This is a genomic window from Streptomyces sp. NPDC101178 (genome assembly GCF_044767965.1).
Classification (GTDB): Bacteria; Actinomycetota; Actinomycetes; order Streptomycetales; family Streptomycetaceae; genus Streptomyces.
The window spans coordinates 456,546-474,570 of record NZ_JBIWOZ010000004.1 but is presented as its reverse complement, the minus strand read 5'-3'; the positions used below and the strand labels follow the sequence as shown (position 1 = coordinate 474,570).

Genomic DNA, 18,025 nt, shown 5'->3' with positions numbered 1-18,025 from the left:
ACGACTTGAGGAGTTCGACCATGGCCGACGCGAACAACCGGGCGTTACGCGACAAGGTGGCGATCATCGGCATGGGCTGCCGCTTCCCCGGCGGCGCCTCGGACCACCGGACGTTCTGGCGGAACCTGGTGGCGGGCAAGGACTGCATCACGCCCACACCGCCCGACCGGTACGACGTCACCACTCTCGGCAGCCGCTTCCGCGACAAACCCGGCCGCCTCGTCGGCGGCCGCGGCGGATACATCGACGGCTTCGATACGTTCGACCCCGCGTTCTTCGGCATCAGCCCCCGCGAGGCCGACCACATGGACCCGCAGCAGCGAAAGCTGCTGGAGGTGGCCTGGGAGACGCTGGAGGACGGCGGCCAGCGCCCCGCCGACCTGGCCGGGGAGAACGTCGCCGTCTACGTCGGCGCTTTCACCCTGGACTACAAGATCCTCCAGTTCGCCGACCTGGGCTTCACCTCGCTGGCCGCGCACACCGCGACCGGCACCATGATGACGATGGTGTCGAACCGGATCTCGTACTGCTTCGACTTCCGCGGCCCCAGCCTCTCCATCGACACCGCGTGCAGCTCCTCCCTGGTCGCCGTCCACCTCGCCTGCCAGGCCCTGAGCAGGGGTGAGACCGATCTCGCGCTGGCCGGCGGCACCCTGCTGAACCTGGCCCCGCAGTACACGATCGCCGAGACGAAGGGCGGCTTCCTCTCGCCCGAAGGCCGCTCCCGTACGTTCGACGCCGCCGCCGACGGCTATGTACGGGCCGAGGGCGTCGGCCTGGTCGCGCTGAAGCGGCTGGCGGACGCCGTACGGGACGGGGACCGGATCCACGCCGTGATCCTCGGCAGCGGGGTCAACCAGGACGGCCACACCAACGGCATCACCGTGCCCAACCCGGACGCCCAGGTCTCCCTCATCCGCCGGGTCTGCGCCGAGGCCGGCATCGTGCCCGGCGACCTCCAGTACATGGAGGCGCACGGCACCTCCACCCCGGTCGGCGACCCGATCGAGGCCGGCGCGCTGGCCCGCGCCCTGGCCATCGGGCGTATGCCGGGCGCTCGCGCGTACGTCGGGTCGGTGAAGACCAACATCGGGCACACGGAGTCCGCCGCCGGGATCGCCGGACTGATCAAGACCGTCCTCTGCCTCAAGCACCGGCACATCCCGCCCCACATCAACCTGGAGCACCTCAACCCGGCCATCGACCAGGCCTCACTGCCGTACGAGATCCCGACCCGGCCGACGCCCTGGCCCGAGCACGACGGACCCGCCCGGGCCGGCGTGAACTCGTTCGGCTTCGGCGGCACCAACGCCCATGTCGTCCTGGAGGAGGCCCCGGCACCCGTTCAGGAGCCCGCCGCCTCCGAGGAACGGACCTGGAGCATCCTGCCGCTCAGCGCCCGCCACCCGGACGCCCTGCCGGAGCTGGCCGCCGGCATCCGCGCCGAACTGGCCGGCGAGAGGGGCCCAGCCGTGGCCCTGTCCGACCTCGGCCACACCCTGGCCCACCGGCGCCAGCACCTCCCGTACCGGCTCTCCGTCGTCCACTCCTCGCGCGCCTCCCTCGACGAGGCGCTCGCCGCCCAGCTGCGCGGCGAGGCCCACCCCCGGATCGCCCAGGACCGCGCGCGGGACGCCGAAGCGCGCCGCCTGGTCTGGGTGTTCACCGGGATGGGGCCGCAGTGGTGGGGCATGGGCCGCCAACTCCTGCGCGATGAGCCGGTGTTCCGAGACGCGGTCACCGCATGCGACCACGCCCTGCGGGAGTTCGCCGACTGGTCGCTGATCGAGGAGCTGACCGCCGACGAGTCCGCCTCCCGCATGGCCGAGACCTGGCTCGCGCAGCCCGCGAACTTCGCCCTCCAGGTCGGTCTCGCGGCGCTCTGGCGGGCGTACGGCGTCCGGCCGGACGCCGTCGTCGGTCACAGCACCGGCGAGATCGCCGCCTTCTACGAGGCGGGCGTCTACTCCCTCCGCGACGCGGCCCGGATCGCGGTGCACCGCAGCCGCCTCCAGCACACCCTGGCCGGGACCGGCACCATGCTCGCGGTGGCGCTCACGGAGGAGGAGGCGGAGCGCCGGGTGGGCCCGTACCGGGAGCGGGTCTCGATCGCCGCCGTCAACAGCCCCACCTCCATCACCCTGGCCGGAGAGGCGGAGGCCCTGGCGCTGCTGGCCGAGGAGCTGCGGGCCGAGCGGCAGTTCACGAAGTTCCTCACCGTACAAGTGCCGTACCACAGCGTCGTAATGGAACGGATCAAGGGCGAACTACTGGATGCTCTGGCCGTTCTGGAGCCGCGCCCTGCCCAACTGCCGCTCTATCTCACCGGGTCCGAAGGGACCGCCCAGGGCGGTGAGCTGGATGCCGGCTACTGGTGGACGAACGTACGCGAGCGGGTACGGTTCCGGGCCGCGGTCGACCGGCTCGCGGGCGACGGCCACCAGGTGTTCCTGGAGATCGGCCCGCACCCGGTCCTCGGCCATGCCATCCGCGAGTGCCTGGAGGCCACCGGGGCTTCCGGGCTGACGCTGCCCTCGATCCGCCGACAGGAGGACGAGAGCGAGCGGTTCGCGCTCTCCCTGGCCTCCCTCCACAACCTCGGCGCCGACATCGACTGGGACGTCCTCCAGCCCACCGGCCGCCCGGTCACCCTGCCCCCTCACCCCTTCCGCCGCGACCGGCACTGGACCGAGCCCCCGGCCGTCGCCCAGGTCCGCCTCGGCCGGATCGACCACCCGCTGCTCGGCCGCCGCACCGAACCGGCCTGGCAGGCCCGCCTGGACACCGAGACGCTGCCCTATCTGGCCGACCACCGCATCCAGGACACCGTGGTCTTTCCGGCCGCCGGCTACATCGAGATGGCGACCCAGGCCGTCCTGCGGCTCACCGGTGGGACCACCGCCGTCCTCGCCGACATCGACCTGCGCAAGGCACTCTTCCTGCCGGACGGCGAGGACCGGACCGTCGAGGTGTCGCTCTCGACGGAGGACGCGGCCTTCACGATCGCCTCGCCCGCGACCGGCGACGACGGCGAGCGGACCGTCCACGCGAGCGGGATCGTCCGCACCGGACAGCGCCGCAGGACCGGTACTCCGCTCGACCCCGCCGCGATCCGGGCCCGTACCGTACGCCGACTCGACGGCCCCGACTGCTACACCGCGCTGGCCGGGCTCGGCTACCACTACGGACCCGCCTTCCGGGCCATCGAGGAGGTGTGGATCGGCGACGGCGAAGTCCTCGCGCGGATCCGGCCGCCCGAGGGTGTCGACACCTCCGGCCATCACCTCCACCCGGTCCTGCTCGACGCCTGCTTCCAGGCGCTGCTCACCCCGCAGCTCCTCCACGACCTGGCACCGGCAGCCGGGATCAAGCTGCCGCTCTCGCTGGCCGAGGTCGCCGTCGAACCGGTCGGAGACCGGCCGCTGTGGGCGCATGCCACGGTGCGGCCCTCGGACGCCGACACCACGCTCGGGGACATCGCGCTGTACGGGGACGACGGCACACCGCTCGGCCGGATCGAGGGGTTCCGGGCCGCCGACGTGGAGAAGGCGGCCACCGCCGTCGCCCGCACCACCATCGACTCCTGGCTCGCGGAGACGGTCTGGACCCGGTGCCCGGAGCCGGTGGAGGAGGATCCGCTCGCGCCCGCCGTGATAGCCGCCCGGGAACACGGCTGGCTGGTCCTCGCCGACACCCAGGGCGTCGCCGACGCCTTCGCCGCGCTCGTGGAGGCGCGAGGCGAACGCTGCCGGCTGGTGCGCCGAGGAGAGGCGTACGCCGGCGCGGGGCCGGACGGCTCGTACACCGTGGACCCGGAGTCCACCGCCGACCTGGAGCGCGTCCTCGCCGGCCTGGACCGGGACGGCGAGCCGTTCCGCGGGGCCGTCCTGCATCTGTGGAACCTCGACCGGCCGTCGCTGGCCGCCTGCGGCCCGCAGGCCGTACGCGACCATGCGGGCCCGGGCTCGTACTCCCTGATCGCCCTGGCCCGGACCCTGCTCGCCCGAAGCGGAAGCGGCCGCCTGCACATCGTCACCCGAGGCGCCCAGCCCGTCCTGCCCGACGAACCCGTCGAACCGCTCGGGGCACCCGCCTGGGGCGTCGGGCGCGTCCTGCGCCACCAGGAACTGGCACACCACCCAGGCAAGTTGATCGACCTCGACCCCGAGTGGCGGCCAGGTCCTAAGGGAGCCGTCGCCGAGGCCGAGGCGCTCCTGCGCGAGGTGCTGACCGACGACGAGGAGGAGATCGCGCTGCGCGACGGCGTGCGCCGCACGAGCCGCCTCCGCCCCGCCGAAGGCCTCACCCGGCCGCTGCCGCCACGGCTGCGGGCCGACGGCAACTACCTGGTGACCGGAGCCTTCGGCGCACTCGGCCGACTGCTGTGCCGCACCCTCGTCCGGCGCGGGGCCCGCAGGCTCATCCTGGTGGGGCGCACGCCGGTGCCCGCCCGCGAGAAATGGGCAGCCACCGACCCCACCACCCCCGAGGGCCGCGCGGTGGCCCTGCTCCGCGAGCTGGAGGCGCTCGGCGCCCAGGCCGTTGCGGCTCCGTTCGACATCACCGACGAGGACGCCCTGACGGGCTGGCTCGACGCCTACCGGCGCACCGGCTCCCCGCCCGTACGCGGAGTGTTCCACCTCGCCGGACAGGTCCGCGACACCCTGGTCACCGACCTGGACCGGCCCGCCTTCGACGCCGTCCACGACCCCAAGACCGTCGGTGCCTACCTCCTCCACCGGCACCTGCGGGACGAACCTCTCGACCACTTCGTCCTCTTCGCCTCCATCGCCTCCCTGCTCACCACCGCCGGCCAGACCAACTACGCGGCGGGCAACGCCTTCCTGGACGCGCTGGCCCACCACCGCCGGGCGCACGGCCTGCCCGCGCTCAGCCTCGACTGGGGCCCTTGGGCCACCGGAATGATCGAGGAACTCGGCCTGGTCGACCACTACCTGCACAGCCGCGGCATGAGCTCCCTGGCCCCCGACGCCGGCATGGCCGTCCTGGACCGCGTCATCGGCCAGGACCACGCCCAACTGGTCGTCGCCACCGTCGTCGACTGGCCCACCTTCCTCGCCTGGTACCCCTCCCCACCTCAGCTGGTCACCGCCCTGGCCGCAGCGGCCGCCCCGCCCCCGGCCGCCACCCAGGGCAACGGCTTCCTCAGCACCTTCCGTACCGCCGACGAGGGGACCCGCCGCTCCCTGGTCGCCGACCGCTTCGCCGCCCTCTCCGCCGCCGTCCTGCGCACCGGCACCGACCGCATCGACCCCGCCGAAGGCCTCGGCCGACTCGGACTCGACTCCCTGCTCGCCATGGAGCTGCGCGCCCGCATCCACGCCGAACTCGGCGTCGCCCTCCCCGTGGTCGCCCTGCTCAGCGGAACCCCGGCCGGCGAACTGGCCGCACAGCTCCACGACGGCCTGGTGGAACTCGCCTCCGCCGAGGACACCCACACCACGGACCGGACCGTCCTCCTCCACGACGACCCGACGCGCTACCCGCTCACCCAGAACCAGAAAGCGCTCTGGTTCCTCAAACACCTCAACCCCGACGGGTACGCCTACAACATCGGCGGAGCCGTCGAGGTCGACGTCGCCCTCGAACCGGACCTGATGTTCGAGGCCGTCCGCCGGCTCATCGCCCGCCACCCCGCCCTCCGCACCAACTTCCTGCTGGAGGACGGACAGGCCGTGCAGCGGGTCTCCGAGGACGTCCAGCCCGACCTCGCCCTCTTCGACGTCCAGGGCGAGGAGTGGGAGACCATCCACGCCACCATCGTCGCCGAGTACCGCAAGCCCTACGACCTCGCCCACGATCCGCTGGTCCGCTTCCGCCTCTTCAAACGCGGCCACGACCGCTGGATCATCATGAAGGCCGTCCACCACATCGTCTCAGACGCCATCTCCACGTTCACCTTCATCGAGGAGCTCTTCCAGGTCTACGAGGCCCTGCGGCAGGGGCACGAACCCCAACTCCCGCCCGTGGAAGCCCGCTACCTCGACTTCCTCAACCAGCAGAACACCTTCCTCGCCGGTCGCGAGGCCGCCGGGATGCTCGACTACTGGCGCTCGCACCTGCCCGCCGAGGTCCCGCTCCTGGACCTCCCCACCGACAAGCCGCGCCCGGCGGTCCAGACCCACAACGGAGCCTCCGAGTTCTTCGTGCTCGACGCCGAACTCAGCTCCCGCGTCCATGCCTTGGCCCGCGCGCACGACGTCACGCCGTTCATGGTGCTGCTGAGCGCCTACTACCTGCTGCTCCACCGCTACTCGGGCCAGGACCACATCGTCGTCGGCTCACCGGTGACCGGCCGCACCCGCCAGGACTTCGCCTCCGTCTACGGCTACTTCGTCAACCCGCTTCCGCTCCACGCCGACCTCACCGGCGACCCCACGGTCGCCGAACTCCTGGAACAGGTGCGCCGGACCGTCCTCGGCGGCCTGGACAACCAGGAGTACCCGTTCGTCCTGCTCGTCGACGAACTGGGGCTCCAGCACGACCCCAGCCGCTCGGCCGTCTTCCAGGCGATGTTCATCCTCCTCACCCACAAGGTCGCCACCGAACAGTACGGCTACCGGCTGGACTACATCGAACTACCTGAGGAGGAAGGCCAGTTCGACATCACGCTCTCCGCCTACGAGGACGAGGCGGACCTGCGCTTCCACTGCGTCTTCAAGTACAACACCGACCTCTTCCTCCCGCAGACCATGCGCCGCATGGCCGCCCACTACACCCGCCTGCTCGGCCACATGACCCGGACCCCCGGCGAACACCCCTCCTCCCGGCTGGAGATGCTGGACGAGGAAGAACGGGAACAGCTGCTGGGGGAGTGGGGCCGGCCCGACCTGCCCGCGGTGGCCACTGCGGATTCGCCGTTCAGGCCGGTCCACGAGCTGGTGAGCGAGGTGGCGGCCGCTCACCCCGCGTCGGTCGCCGTCACCCTGCCGCTTCCGGGCGGAGGCGCGCGGCGGCTGACGTACGGGGAGCTGGAGCGGCGGGCCGCCGACGCGGCCGCCCGGCTGCGCGCCCTGGGTGTCACCGCCGGCTCGGTGGTCGTCGTCTGCCTGGACAAGTCGCCGGAGCTGATCGTCACCCTGCTCGCCGTGCTCAAGGCCGGCGGCGCCTACCTGCCACTGCGGCCCGGCCAGCCCGCCGACCGCGTCGCGCACCTCGTCCGGGCCACCGGAGCGGGTCTCGTCATCGTCTCCGGCGAGCCCGCACGCGAGGGCACGAACGTGCTGCCGGTCATCACCCTGACCCTCGACGCGCTCCACGCCACCGAGCCGGATCCGGAGGGCCCGAGCCGGGACACGGACCCGGACTCGACCGCGTACGTCATCACCACCTCCGGCTCCACCGGCCGCCCCAAGGCCGTCCGGGTCAGCCACCGCAACCTCGCCTCCGCGTACGAGGCATGGCGCCGGGAGTACCGGCTCGAGAGCGACGTCCGCGTGCACCTCCAGCTGGCCGAGCCGTCGTTCGACGTGTTCACCGGCGACCTGGTCCGTGCGCTCTGCTCGGGCGGCACCCTCGTCCTGGCCGACCGCGATCTCTTCTTCGACACCGCACAGCTGTATCGGACGATGCGCCAGGAACGCGTCGACGTAGCGGAGTTCGTCCCGGCGGCGGTGCGCGGCCTGATGGACCACTGTGTGCGGGAGCGGCTGCGGCTGGACTTCCTGCGGCTGCTGGTCGTCGGCTCGGACGCCTGGAAGGTGGTGGAGTACGAGAGGCTGAGCGAGCTCTGCGGTCCGGCGACGCGGCTCGTCAACTCCTACGGCCTCACCGAGGCGACCGTCGACAGCGCCTTCTTCGAAGGGCCGGTCGACGACCTGGAACCGGGCCTGATGGTGCCCATCGGCCGGCCTCTGCCCAACAGCACCCTCCACGTCCTGGACGCCCACGGCGAACCCGTGCCGCCGGGAGTCCCCGGTGAGCTGTGGATCGGCGGTGACGGTGTGGCGCTCGGCTACGCCGGAGATCCCGAGCAGACGGCGGCCCGTTTCGTCACCCGTACGCTCAGCAAACGCCCAGGCGCCCGCCCCGAACGGCTCTACCGGACCGGCGACACCGCCCGCTGGGACGCCCACGGCCGTGTCCACCTGCTCGGCCGAACGGACAGCCAGGTCAAACTGCGCGGCCACCGGATCGAGATCGGCGAGATCGAGGCCCACCTCGCCCAGTGGCCCCCGCTCGCCCGGGCCGTCGTCACCGTGGCCACGGACACCGGGGGCGAGGCCGCGCTCGTCGCCTACTGCGTACCGGCGACACCGGGCGCCGCGCTCGACCGCCGGGCCCTGCGCCGCCATCTGGCCGGCGCGCTGCCCTCGTACATGATCCCGTCGTACGTCGTCGAGCTGCCCGCCCTACCGCTCACCGCCAACGGCAAGATCGACACCGCCGCCCTGCCCGCACCCCGGGCCGAGACCGGCGAACGTCCTCACGAGGAGCCCGTGACGCTCTACGAAGTCGGCGTGGCCCGGCACTGGAAAGCGCTGCTCGGCCTCCGACAGGTCGGGCTGGAGGACGACTTCTTCGAGATCGGCGGCTCCTCCATCAAGCTCATCGAGCTTCTCCACCACCTGCGCACCGAATTCGGCGTCAGCGTCCCCGTGAGCCGCCTCTACCAGGTCACCACCCTCCACGGCATGGCCGCCACCGTCCAGGAGGTCCTGCACAGCACCAGCGCCGACGAACTGCCCTACCTCACCTTCAACTCCGGTCAGTCACCGCACCTCTTCTGCTTCCCGCCCGCCGGCGGCCACGGCCTCGTCTACCGGGGCCTCGCCGCCCAGCTCCCGGAGTACGCCGTCATCGGCTTCAACTACCTGCCCGGCGACGACAAGGTGGTCCGGTACGCCGACCTGATCGAGGCCGCCCGGCCTAAAGGCGCCTGCCTGCTCCTCGGCTACTCCCTCGGCGGCAACCTCGCCTTCGAGACGGCCAAGGAGTTGGAGCGGCGCGGGCGGCGGGTCGGCCATGTGGTCATCATCGACTCCCGCCGCATCATGGAGCGTTACGAGCCCGGGGACGAGGGCATCCGCGTCTTCGAGGCGGAACTCGCCGACCACCTGCGGAAACACACCGGCTCGGAGGCCGTGGCGCAGGAGACCCTCGCGCACGCCGCCGAATACCTCACCTTCTGCGGCCGTACCCCCAACACCGGAACGGTCGACGCGCCGCTCAGCGTGATCACCGACGAGGAGAAGGCCGCTCTGTACGCCGTCGGCAGGCACGGCACCTGGCACGGCAGCTCCACCGCCACCACCGTCGTCCTGCGCGGCTCCGGCGTCCACGCCGACATGCTCGACCCCAAGCACCTCGCCCGCAACGCCGCCCTCGTGCGCTCCGTACTGACGGGAGACGCGGCCCATGGCGGATGACCCGAGCACCGTCGAAACCGCTCCCGACGACTGGACCAGCCGCGAGCGCACCCCCGGCACACCGCCCCGCGTCATCGTCATCGGCGCGGGCGTGGCCGGCCTCTCCACCGGCTGCTACGCCCAGATGAGCGGCGCCAGGACCCGCATCTTCGAGAAGCACGTCCTGCCCGGCGGCTGCTGCACCGCCTGGTCCCGCGACGGCTATCTCTTCGACTACTGCATCGAGTGGCTGATCGGCACGGCGCCGGGCAACAACGCCCACCAGGTGTGGCGGGAGCTGGGCGCGCTCGACGGCAAGACCGTCACCAACTTCGAGCTGTTCAACAAGGTCGAGGACGAGAGCGGCCGCTCGGTCACCTTCTACAACGACCCGGACCGCCTGGAGGCCCACCTGCTGGCGATCTCACCCGCCGACGCGCCCCTGATCCGCGCCTTCACCCGCGATCTGCGGCGGTTCATCGCCATCGAGCTGTACCCGTTCCTCACCGCACCGGCGCTGCGGACCGTACGCGAGCGGGCGGCGACCCTGCGCACGGTGCTGCCGGCCTTCCGGCTGTTCTGGCGGACGGCCGCCACGCCGATGCACGTCTTCGCCGACAGGTTCCAGGACCCGTTGCTGCGACGGGCGTTCCGCAACATCTTCTTCCAGGATCCGGAGGGCTTCCCGCTTCTGCCGTACCTGTTCAACATGGCGGCCGCGTACCACCTCAACGCCGGATTCCCGCAAGGCGGTTCGCTCGGTCTCTCGCGCTCGATCGAGGAGCGCTATCTGAGCCTGGGCGGACAGGTCTCCTACCGGGCCCGTACGGAGCGGATCCTGGTCGAGAACGACCGCGCGGTCGGCATCGAACTCCGCAACGGCGCACGGTACTTCGCCGAGCACATCGTCTCCGCCGCCGACGGCCACACCACCGTCCACGAACTGCTCGGCGGCCGGTACACCGGACCCAGGATCGACAAGCTCTACACCGACCTCCTCCACCGCCCCGGCACACTCTTCCCCGCCGTCGTCTCCGCCTTCGTCGGCCTGCGCGGCGACTTCGACCCCGACGAGGCCCACAGCACCACCCACCTCCTCACCGACGCGGACGGCAAGCGGCTCCCCGGCGCCCTCCAGAACAGCCTGGTCGTCCAGGCGCGCTCCCGCTACTGCGACGGCTTCGCGCCTCCGGGCCGTTCCGTCCTGCACTGCACCTACTTCAGCGACTACGCGTACTGGAAGGAGCTGCGCACCAGGAACCGCAAGGAGTACCGCCGACGCAAGGAGGAGGTGGCCGACTTCGTCCGCACGTTCCTGGAGCGCCGCCACCCGGGCATCAACGACCGCATCGACCTCGTCGACATCGCCTCGCCCGCCACCACCCACCGCTACACCGGCAACCACAACGGCTCCATCCTCGCCTGGAAGGCCTTCTCCGATGCCGACGACGTCTCCGCCCGGCTGGTCGGGCGGGACCGGATGCGACTGCCCGGCCTGACCGGTTTCTCCATGGCCGGGCAGTGGGTCGGCATGGGCGGTCTGATCCGTGCCGCCTCCACCGGCCGCTTCGCCGTCCAGTACCTCTGCCGTGAACTCGGCCTGCGATTCCACGCGTCGGAGAGCGAGGCCACCGAGCCCTGGCACCCCGGAAAGCTCGGCCGGCTGCCTCAGCTGGACCGATGGCCGGCACGGGAGGACACCAGCTCATGACCGCCTCCACGACCGGCAGGGCCCGGCGGCCACGTGAGTCGATGATCATCATCGGCGGTGGCCTCGGCGGTCTCTCCACCGGCTGCTACGCCCGCATGAACGGCTACCGCACCCACATCCTGGAAATGCACGAACTGCCCGGCGGCTGCTGCACCGCCTGGGAGCGCGGCGGCTTCACCCTGGACGCCTGCGTCAGCTGGCTCCTCGGCAGCGGCCCCGGCAACGAGATGCACCAGATCTGGCTGGAGCTGGGCGCCTTGCAGGGCAAGGAGATCCGGCACTTCGACGTGTTCAACATCGTGCGCGGACAGGACGGGCGGGCCGTCCACTTCTACTCCGACCCGGACCGGCTGGAGGCCCATCTCATCGAGGTCTCGCCCGCCGACGCCCGTACCGTACGCAGGTTCTGCGCCCAACTCCGCAGCTTCCGCAAGGCGCTCGCCGTCTACCCGTTCCTCAAACCCGTCGGCCTCATGGGCCGGTGGGAGCGGTGGCGGATGCTCGCCTCGTTCGTCCCGTACGTCAACGCCGTACGCACGACGATCACGGTCCTGATGACCGAGTACTCGGCGAAGTTCAGGGACCCGCTCCTGCGGGAGGCGTTCAACTTCATCCTGTACGAGAAGCACCCCAACTTCCCCGTCCTGCCGTTCCACTTCCAACTCGCTTCCCACGCCAATCTGTCGGCAGGCGTCCCCGAAGGCGGTTCGCTGGGTCTCGCCCGGTCGATCGAGGCCCGCTACCGACGGCTCGGCGGAGAGATCTCGTACAACACGAAGGTCGTGAAGGTGATCGTCGAGGACGACCGCGCGGTCGGTGTCCGGCTCAGCGACGGCCATGAACTGCGCGCCGACATCGTGGTGTCGGCATGCGACGGATACACCACCACCATGAAGTTCCTGGACGGCAAGTACCTGGGCGAGGAGTACCGCAAGCTCTACACCCGGACCATCCACGAGCCGGGCATGGTCTTCCCCGGCTACTTCACCCTCTTCCTCGGCCTCTCCCGGCCCTTCCCGGCCGGCGACCCCTGCACGACCTACCTGCTCGACGACGCCACGGCCGCCGAGCTGACCGGCATCCGCCACGCCAGCATCAACGTCCAGTTCCGCAGCCGCCATTACCCCGAACTCTCCCCGGACGGAACCACCGTCGTCTACGCCACCTACTTCTGCGACATCGCCCCCTGGCGGGCCCTGGACGAAGGCCCCGAACAGGTCACCCGCTCCCGTGGCGGCCAGGAGCTGCACACCTTGCCCGTCCGCCACGGCCGCGGCTACTACGCGGCCAAGCGGCGCGCGCGGGAGGCGCTCGTGGACTTCCTGGAGCAGCGTTTCCCGGGCCTGCGCGACGCCATCGTCGTACGCGACGTCTCCAGCCCGCTCACCCAGGTCCGCTACACCGGCAACTACGACGGTACGGTGCTGGGCTGGCAGCCGTTCGTGGAGAGCGGCGAGACCCTCGAAGAGCTGGTCAAGAAGTACGGCCCCGGGCTGCCGGGCCTCGCGAACTTCTACCAGTCCGGCGTCTGGGCCACCACCGGCGGGCTGATCCGGGCCGCCGCCGCCGGGCGGCACGTCACCCAGTTCATCTGCCGCGACGACGGCAGACCCTTCACCGCGTCGGTCGACCACACCGCGCCCCCGCCGACCCACCGCGTCATCCCCGTACCGACGACAGGGAAGAGCACATGAAGATCGAGAAGTGGGTGGTCCGCGAGCACGTCGAAGGCGTGCCCGACGTGGACCGCGTCTACGCGAAGGTCGTCGAGAACGTCGATGTGTCCCTGGCCCCCGACGAGATGCTCCTGCGCACGCTGTACGTCTCCGTCGACCCCTACCTCCAGGGCATCGCCCTCGACACCCCGATCGGGACCCACATGGGCGCCGACTCGATCATGGAGGTCGTCGAGGCCGGACCGCGCGCCGCCCACGGCGTCGGCGACCTCGTCCAGGGCTTCGGCGGCTGGCGGTCCCACGTCGTCTCCAACGGGGAGGCCGAGCTCTGGCAGACCGGTACGTTTCCCATGGTCTTCCCGGCCTACCGCAGGCTGGACCCGCAGTGGTACGACGACGCCCTGCCGCTCCCGACCGCGCTGAGCGTGATGGGCGGACCGGGGATGACGGCCTGGGGGACCCTCGCCAAGTACATGACGGTGACCCCGGGGGACACCTTCGTCATCAGCGGGGCCTCCGGTGCGGTCGGCGCGCTCGTCGGCCAGCTCGCCGCGCTCGCGGGTGCCCGCGTCGTCGGCACGACCTCGTCCCCGCAGAAGGCGGAGTACCTCCTCGGCCTCGGCTTCGACACGGTCGTCGTCTACCGCCACACCGACAGCGCCGGCACCGTCCGCGAGGCGCTGGCCCGGGCGGCCCCGGACGGCGTCGACCGCTACTTCGACAACCTCGGCGGCACCGTCACCGACGTGGTGTTCTCCATGCTCAACGTCGGCAGCCAGGTGGCGGTGTGCTGGCAGTGGGCGACCCAGGTCGGCAACGAGGGCACCGGCCCCCGCCTGCTGCCCTATCTGATGTTCCCGCGTGCGACGGTCCGCGGGATCTTCTCGCTGGAGTGGTTCACCGAGCAGAACTGGAAGGACCTGCACGCGGAGCTGGGCGGCCGGGTCCGGCGCGGCGAGGTCGTGTGCGATCACACGCTCCACCACGGCTTCGACGCCATCCCGGCCGCCTACGCGAGCCTCTTCCGCGACCGGTCGGACCACCGGGGCAAGGTGCTGGTCGCGCTGTGAGGACCGTCGAGCCTCAACCGCTCTCCCCGCCTCAGGAGTTCACCATGACCACCGCCGATCCGTCCCTGATCCCCCTGCACCGCCTGAGCTTCGAGGAGCCGGGCCCGCCCCGGCTGGGCGAGCTGCCCGGCGGCGCGCCCGCTTGGCTGGTGAGCCGGTACGCGGACGTCCGCCAGGTGCTGTCCGATCCGCGCTTCGGCAGGTCCCGGCTGTACGCGGTGGACGCACCCGCCCTCTCCGACGTACCGGACCTCGTGAACGACCCCGACCTGATGTTCAACCAGGACGGGCCCGACCACCTGCGGCTCCGCCGGACCCTGCGCCGCGCGTTCACCCCGAGGGCCGTGGCCCGGTGGCGGCCGTGGATCGCCGCGATCGTGGAGGAGCGCCTGGACCGGCTGGAGGAGCGGGGACAACCGGCGGACGTGGTCGAGGAGTTCACCCTGCCCCTCCCGGTGGCGGTGATCAGCCGGCTGATGGGCCTGGACGCCGCCGCCCGCGACCGGATGCGCCACTGGAGCGAGCACGCCTTCTCGGACGGCTCGCACGGCGGCGAGGAGGTGGAGGCCGTGCTGAAGGAGTTCAGCGCGTTCGGCGCGGAGCTCCTCACCGAGCGGCGGCGCAGTCCCGCCGACGACCTGATCAGCAGCCTGGTGCGGGCCGCCGACGAGGAGGGAGGCCTGCCTGAGGCACAGTTGGTGAGCCTGGTGTGCGGTCTTGTGGTCGGCGGCCACGACAGCACGATGACGATGCTGGGCAACGCGCTGCTCTACCTCCTCGGCGAACGCCCGGAGAGCTGGCCGCGCATCGGCGCGGACGAGGACGCGGCCGGACGCGCGGCGGACCGGCTCATCCACCTCGTCCCGCTGGGCGACGACCGCGGCACGGCGCGCCATGCCGCGGCGGACGTCGAGGTCGGCGGAGTGGTGATCCCGGCCGGCGCGGTCGTGCTCGCGGACTGCGGCGCCGCCAACCGCGACCCGGCCGTCTTCCCCCGCCACACCCGCGAGGACCTGTTCGCCCCGCTGGAGGCCCCCACCCTCTCCTTCGGAGCCGGGGCGCACTACTGCCTGGGAGCCTGGCTGGCCCGTACGGAACTCCAACTCGCCCTGCACCGCCTCTCCGCCCGCTTCCCGGAGCTGTGCCTGGCCGAGCCGGTGGACGCCGTCGTCTGGCGGACCGGAACCACCTCGCGCAGTCCGCGGAGGCTGGGGGTGCGGTGGTAGGACGGTCCCGCCTCGGCTGACCCGCCCGAAGCCCGGCCCGCAGGCGCCGGCCCTGACCCGCACGGCCGCCGCCATCCCGCAGGTCTGTCCGGCCGCCGTCAGGGAACACGGCCTAGCGCCGGGAAGAACAGGCTTCCCCGGCCCGCCGTCCGGCGGACGACCCGGGGGATCCGATGGAGACCACCACACCCGCGAGAGCCACCGCCCCGACCGGAGCTCCGGCCCCGCCACACCTCGGCGACTCGCCGGCCCTGCACAGCGGCGCCGGCCGCGCGGTGGCGCGGATCGCGGCGTTCGCGGTCTGCCAGGCGGCGATGATCGCGGGCCTCGGCCTGCTGATCACCGGGCCGGCACGGAACCTGTGGCCGCTCTCGGCCGAGGACGCGCTGAACGACGCCTTCGAACGCGTACGCAACGACTCCCTGACCACCGCATCGGCGATCGCCTCCGGGGCGGCAGACACCCACGTCATCGTCGGCGTCACCGTCCTGTGCTGCCTGGCGCTCCTCGTGGTGCCTCCGCTGCCCCGTTGGCGCGCGGCGCTCTTCCTGGCCCTGGCCGTGTGGCTCCAGTCCCTGGTCTTCCTGCTCATCACGGAGGCCGTGGACCGGACGCGTCCTGATGTGGAGCGCCTGGACGCCTCGCCACCGACGTCGAGTTACACCTCCGGGCACACCGGAGCGGCCACCGCGCTCTACGCCGGTCTCGCCGTCCTGGTGCTGTCCCGGGTCCGTGGCCGCTGGGGCAGGGTGGTCGCGGTCCTCCTGTTGCTGATCCCGATCCTGGTGGGACTGGCCCGGCTCTACCGCGGCATGCACCATCCCAGCGACGTGGTGGCGGGGCTGCTCAACGGCGCGCTCTCACTGTTCGTCGTCGGCCGTGCCGTGCTCGCCGACGACGCCTGGGCCGCACGGCCGCCCGCCGACGCGGTGGACATCGCCGTGGCCGCCGCCGAGCGCCGGCCCGGACCGTCGCGCGAGCGCGCGGTGGTGATCGTCAATCCGACCGTCACCGACGCCGCCACCCGCGACCGGCTGCGGCTCGTCCTCGCGCAACAGGGTTATACCGGCGTGACGTTCGTCGAGACCACCGAGCACGACACCGGCGGCGGCCAGGCAGCGGACGCGGTCCGTGACGGAGCGGGCCTCGTGGTGGCCTGCGGCGGCGACGGCACCATCCGCGCGGTCGCCGACGCTCTGGCCGGAACCGGCGTCACGCTGGCCGTCGTGCCCTGCGGTACGGGCAACCTGCTGGCCCGGAACCTCGGCCTGCCCCTCGACCCCGCCGACGCGCTGGCCGCAGGGCTCACCGGCGAACCCCGGGCGCTCGACCTCGGCACCATCAGCGGCGACGGCATCGCCCGCACGCACTTCACGGCCATGTCGGGGGCCGGACTCGACGCGGCGGTGATGGGCTCCACCTCCGACCGCGCCAAGTCGGCGATCGGCTGGCCCGCCTACGTCCTGTCCGGATTCGGCGAACTGCGGGGCCCCCGGATGCGGCTGGTGGTCACGCTCGACGGCGGACCGGCGCTGCACCGCACCGCCCGCATGGTCCTCATCGCCAACATCGGCACCGTCCAGGGCGGCACGGCCCTCGTTCCCGGCGCCCGGCCCGACGACGGGCTCCTGGACCTCGCGCTCTTCGACCCTCACGGCGCGGGCGGCTGGCTGCGCACGGTGGGCGTGCTCCTGCGCGGATCGCGGCCCACCGGCAGCGGGCCCGCTCCCGGATCACACCGAGGCCCGGTCGAGTTCTTCACCTTCCGCCGCGCCGAACTGACCTTCACCCGGCCCCAGCCCCGCGAGGTCGACGGCGACCCGGTGGCCCCCGGCCGGCGGATCACCGCGGAGGTCAGGCCCGGTGTCCTCACCGTCCTGCTGCCCGCCGGGCCCGAAGCGAACGGAACCGCCGTGCCGCCGCCCGCCGCGCGGAAAGTGGGGGGAACCCGGCGCGGAACGCCGGCAACCGGCCGGGAGACGAAGAAGACCACCGTCCCACCCCCCGCCGGAGAGAAGTGATGGGAACCGCGACCCGGGTGCCGGTCACCCACGACATGACCGGCGACGAACTCTCCGCCGACGAAGCCCTCGTGGCGCTCCGCCGGTACGGCCGCTGGCCCCTCCTGCGCGACGCCTTCGTACGCTTCCGCTACGCCGACGGCTTCAGCCACTCCCGCGCGCTGGCCCTCCAGACGATCCTGGCGATCATCCCGCTGGTGATCGCGTTCGTCGGCCTCTCCACCGCACTGCACACCGAGAACGCCGGCCGACTCGCCGAACTGACCATCCGCAGCATGAGCGAAGGGCCGAGCGCCTCCGTGGTGGACGAGGCACTGGACCGCAACCGGAGCGGGGACGGCGACGGAGCCGAGATCGCCCTCTGGTTCGGGCTCCTCTTCTCCCTGGTCAACGTCACGACGGCGATGTGCCAGATCGAGCGCGGCGCCAACCGCATCTACGGCGTCGAGCGGGACCGGGTCTTCCACCGCAAGTACCTGCGCGGCCTGGTCATGTCGCTGAGCGCCGGGATACCGCTCGGCATCGCCTCGATCATGATCGTGGCCGGCGGGGACTTCGTGAGAGCCACCACCACCGTCTACGGACTCGGCGACGGCGCCCGGACGGCCTGGGACCTGCTCCGCATCCCGCTCGGCCTGCTGCTGGCCCTGCTCTCCGCCAGCGCGATCTTCCGCCGCTCGCCGCGCCGCAAGCAGCCCGGTTACACCTGGCTCGCCTTCGGTGCCGCCGTGTACCTGGTGCTGTGGACCCTGCTGACCTGGCTGCTCAGCCTCTACCTCCAGCTCAGCGGCTCCTTCGACACGGTCTACGGCCCGCTCAGCCTCTTCATGGCCCTGCTCCTGTGGTCCTACCTCACCTCCCTCTCCCTCTTCCTCGGGCTCTCCTTCGCCGCGCAGCTCGAAGCCGTACGCGCGGGGAAGCCCGGCCCGATCACCGCCGATCCAGGAACCTGA

General features: G+C 71.9%; 7 protein-coding genes. All 7 read left to right on the top strand.

Annotation, left to right across the window (positions count from 1 at the left end):
* Positions 1-20: 20 nt before the first annotated feature.
* The 7 genes from ACIRR8_RS14465 (at position 21) to ACIRR8_RS14435 (ending at position 18,025) form a co-directional block, all read left to right on the top strand.
* On the top strand, positions 21-9,389 hold the full coding sequence (locus tag ACIRR8_RS14465; protein WP_404063620.1) for an amino acid adenylation domain-containing protein: 9,369 nt from the start codon (positions 21-23) through the stop codon (positions 9,387-9,389).
* Entirely contained in the window at positions 9,379-11,079 is a 1,701-nt protein-coding gene (locus tag ACIRR8_RS14460; RefSeq protein ID WP_404063617.1) for a phytoene desaturase family protein, read from the top strand. Before ACIRR8_RS14465 ends, ACIRR8_RS14460 begins: the two co-directional genes overlap by 11 nt.
* Positions 11,076-12,773, top strand: coding sequence for a phytoene desaturase family protein (locus ACIRR8_RS14455; protein WP_404063614.1), 1,698 nt, complete (start codon positions 11,076-11,078; stop codon positions 12,771-12,773). Before ACIRR8_RS14460 ends, ACIRR8_RS14455 begins: the two co-directional genes overlap by 4 nt.
* On the top strand, positions 12,770-13,825 hold the full coding sequence (locus ACIRR8_RS14450) for an MDR family NADP-dependent oxidoreductase (RefSeq protein WP_404063611.1): 1,056 nt from the start codon (positions 12,770-12,772) through the stop codon (positions 13,823-13,825). Before ACIRR8_RS14455 ends, ACIRR8_RS14450 begins: the two co-directional genes overlap by 4 nt.
* A gap of 44 nt (positions 13,826-13,869) precedes the next feature.
* Entirely contained in the window at positions 13,870-15,051 is a 1,182-nt protein-coding gene (locus tag ACIRR8_RS14445; protein WP_404063608.1) for a cytochrome P450, read from the top strand.
* Between the two features lie 173 nt (positions 15,052-15,224).
* The gene (locus tag ACIRR8_RS14440) at positions 15,225-17,072 is read left to right on the top strand and encodes a diacylglycerol kinase family protein (RefSeq protein WP_404063605.1); all 1,848 of its coding nucleotides are present in this window, start codon (positions 15,225-15,227) and stop codon (positions 17,070-17,072) included.
* Positions 17,072-18,025, top strand: a complete 954-nt coding sequence (locus tag ACIRR8_RS14435; RefSeq protein WP_404063603.1) for a YihY/virulence factor BrkB family protein — start codon at positions 17,072-17,074, stop codon at positions 18,023-18,025. Before ACIRR8_RS14440 ends, ACIRR8_RS14435 begins: the two co-directional genes overlap by 1 nt.

What these genes read in the sequence shown, in the direction of transcription:
- ACIRR8_RS14455 (WP_404063614.1), top strand. Translation starts at nt 11,076, where the DNA reads ATGACCGCCTCCACGACCGGCAGGGCCCGGCGGCCACGTGAGTCGATG.
- ACIRR8_RS14435 (WP_404063603.1), top strand. Translation starts at nt 17,072, where the DNA reads ATGGGAACCGCGACCCGGGTGCCGGTCACCCACGACATGACCGGCGAC.
- ACIRR8_RS14440 (WP_404063605.1), top strand. Translation starts at nt 15,225, where the DNA reads ATGGAGACCACCACACCCGCGAGAGCCACCGCCCCGACCGGAGCTCCG.
- ACIRR8_RS14460 (WP_404063617.1), top strand. Translation starts at nt 9,379, where the DNA reads ATGGCGGATGACCCGAGCACCGTCGAAACCGCTCCCGACGACTGGACC.
- ACIRR8_RS14445 (WP_404063608.1), top strand. Translation starts at nt 13,870, where the DNA reads ATGACCACCGCCGATCCGTCCCTGATCCCCCTGCACCGCCTGAGCTTC.
- ACIRR8_RS14450 (WP_404063611.1), top strand. Translation starts at nt 12,770, where the DNA reads ATGAAGATCGAGAAGTGGGTGGTCCGCGAGCACGTCGAAGGCGTGCCC.
- ACIRR8_RS14465 (WP_404063620.1), top strand. Translation starts at nt 21, where the DNA reads ATGGCCGACGCGAACAACCGGGCGTTACGCGACAAGGTGGCGATCATC.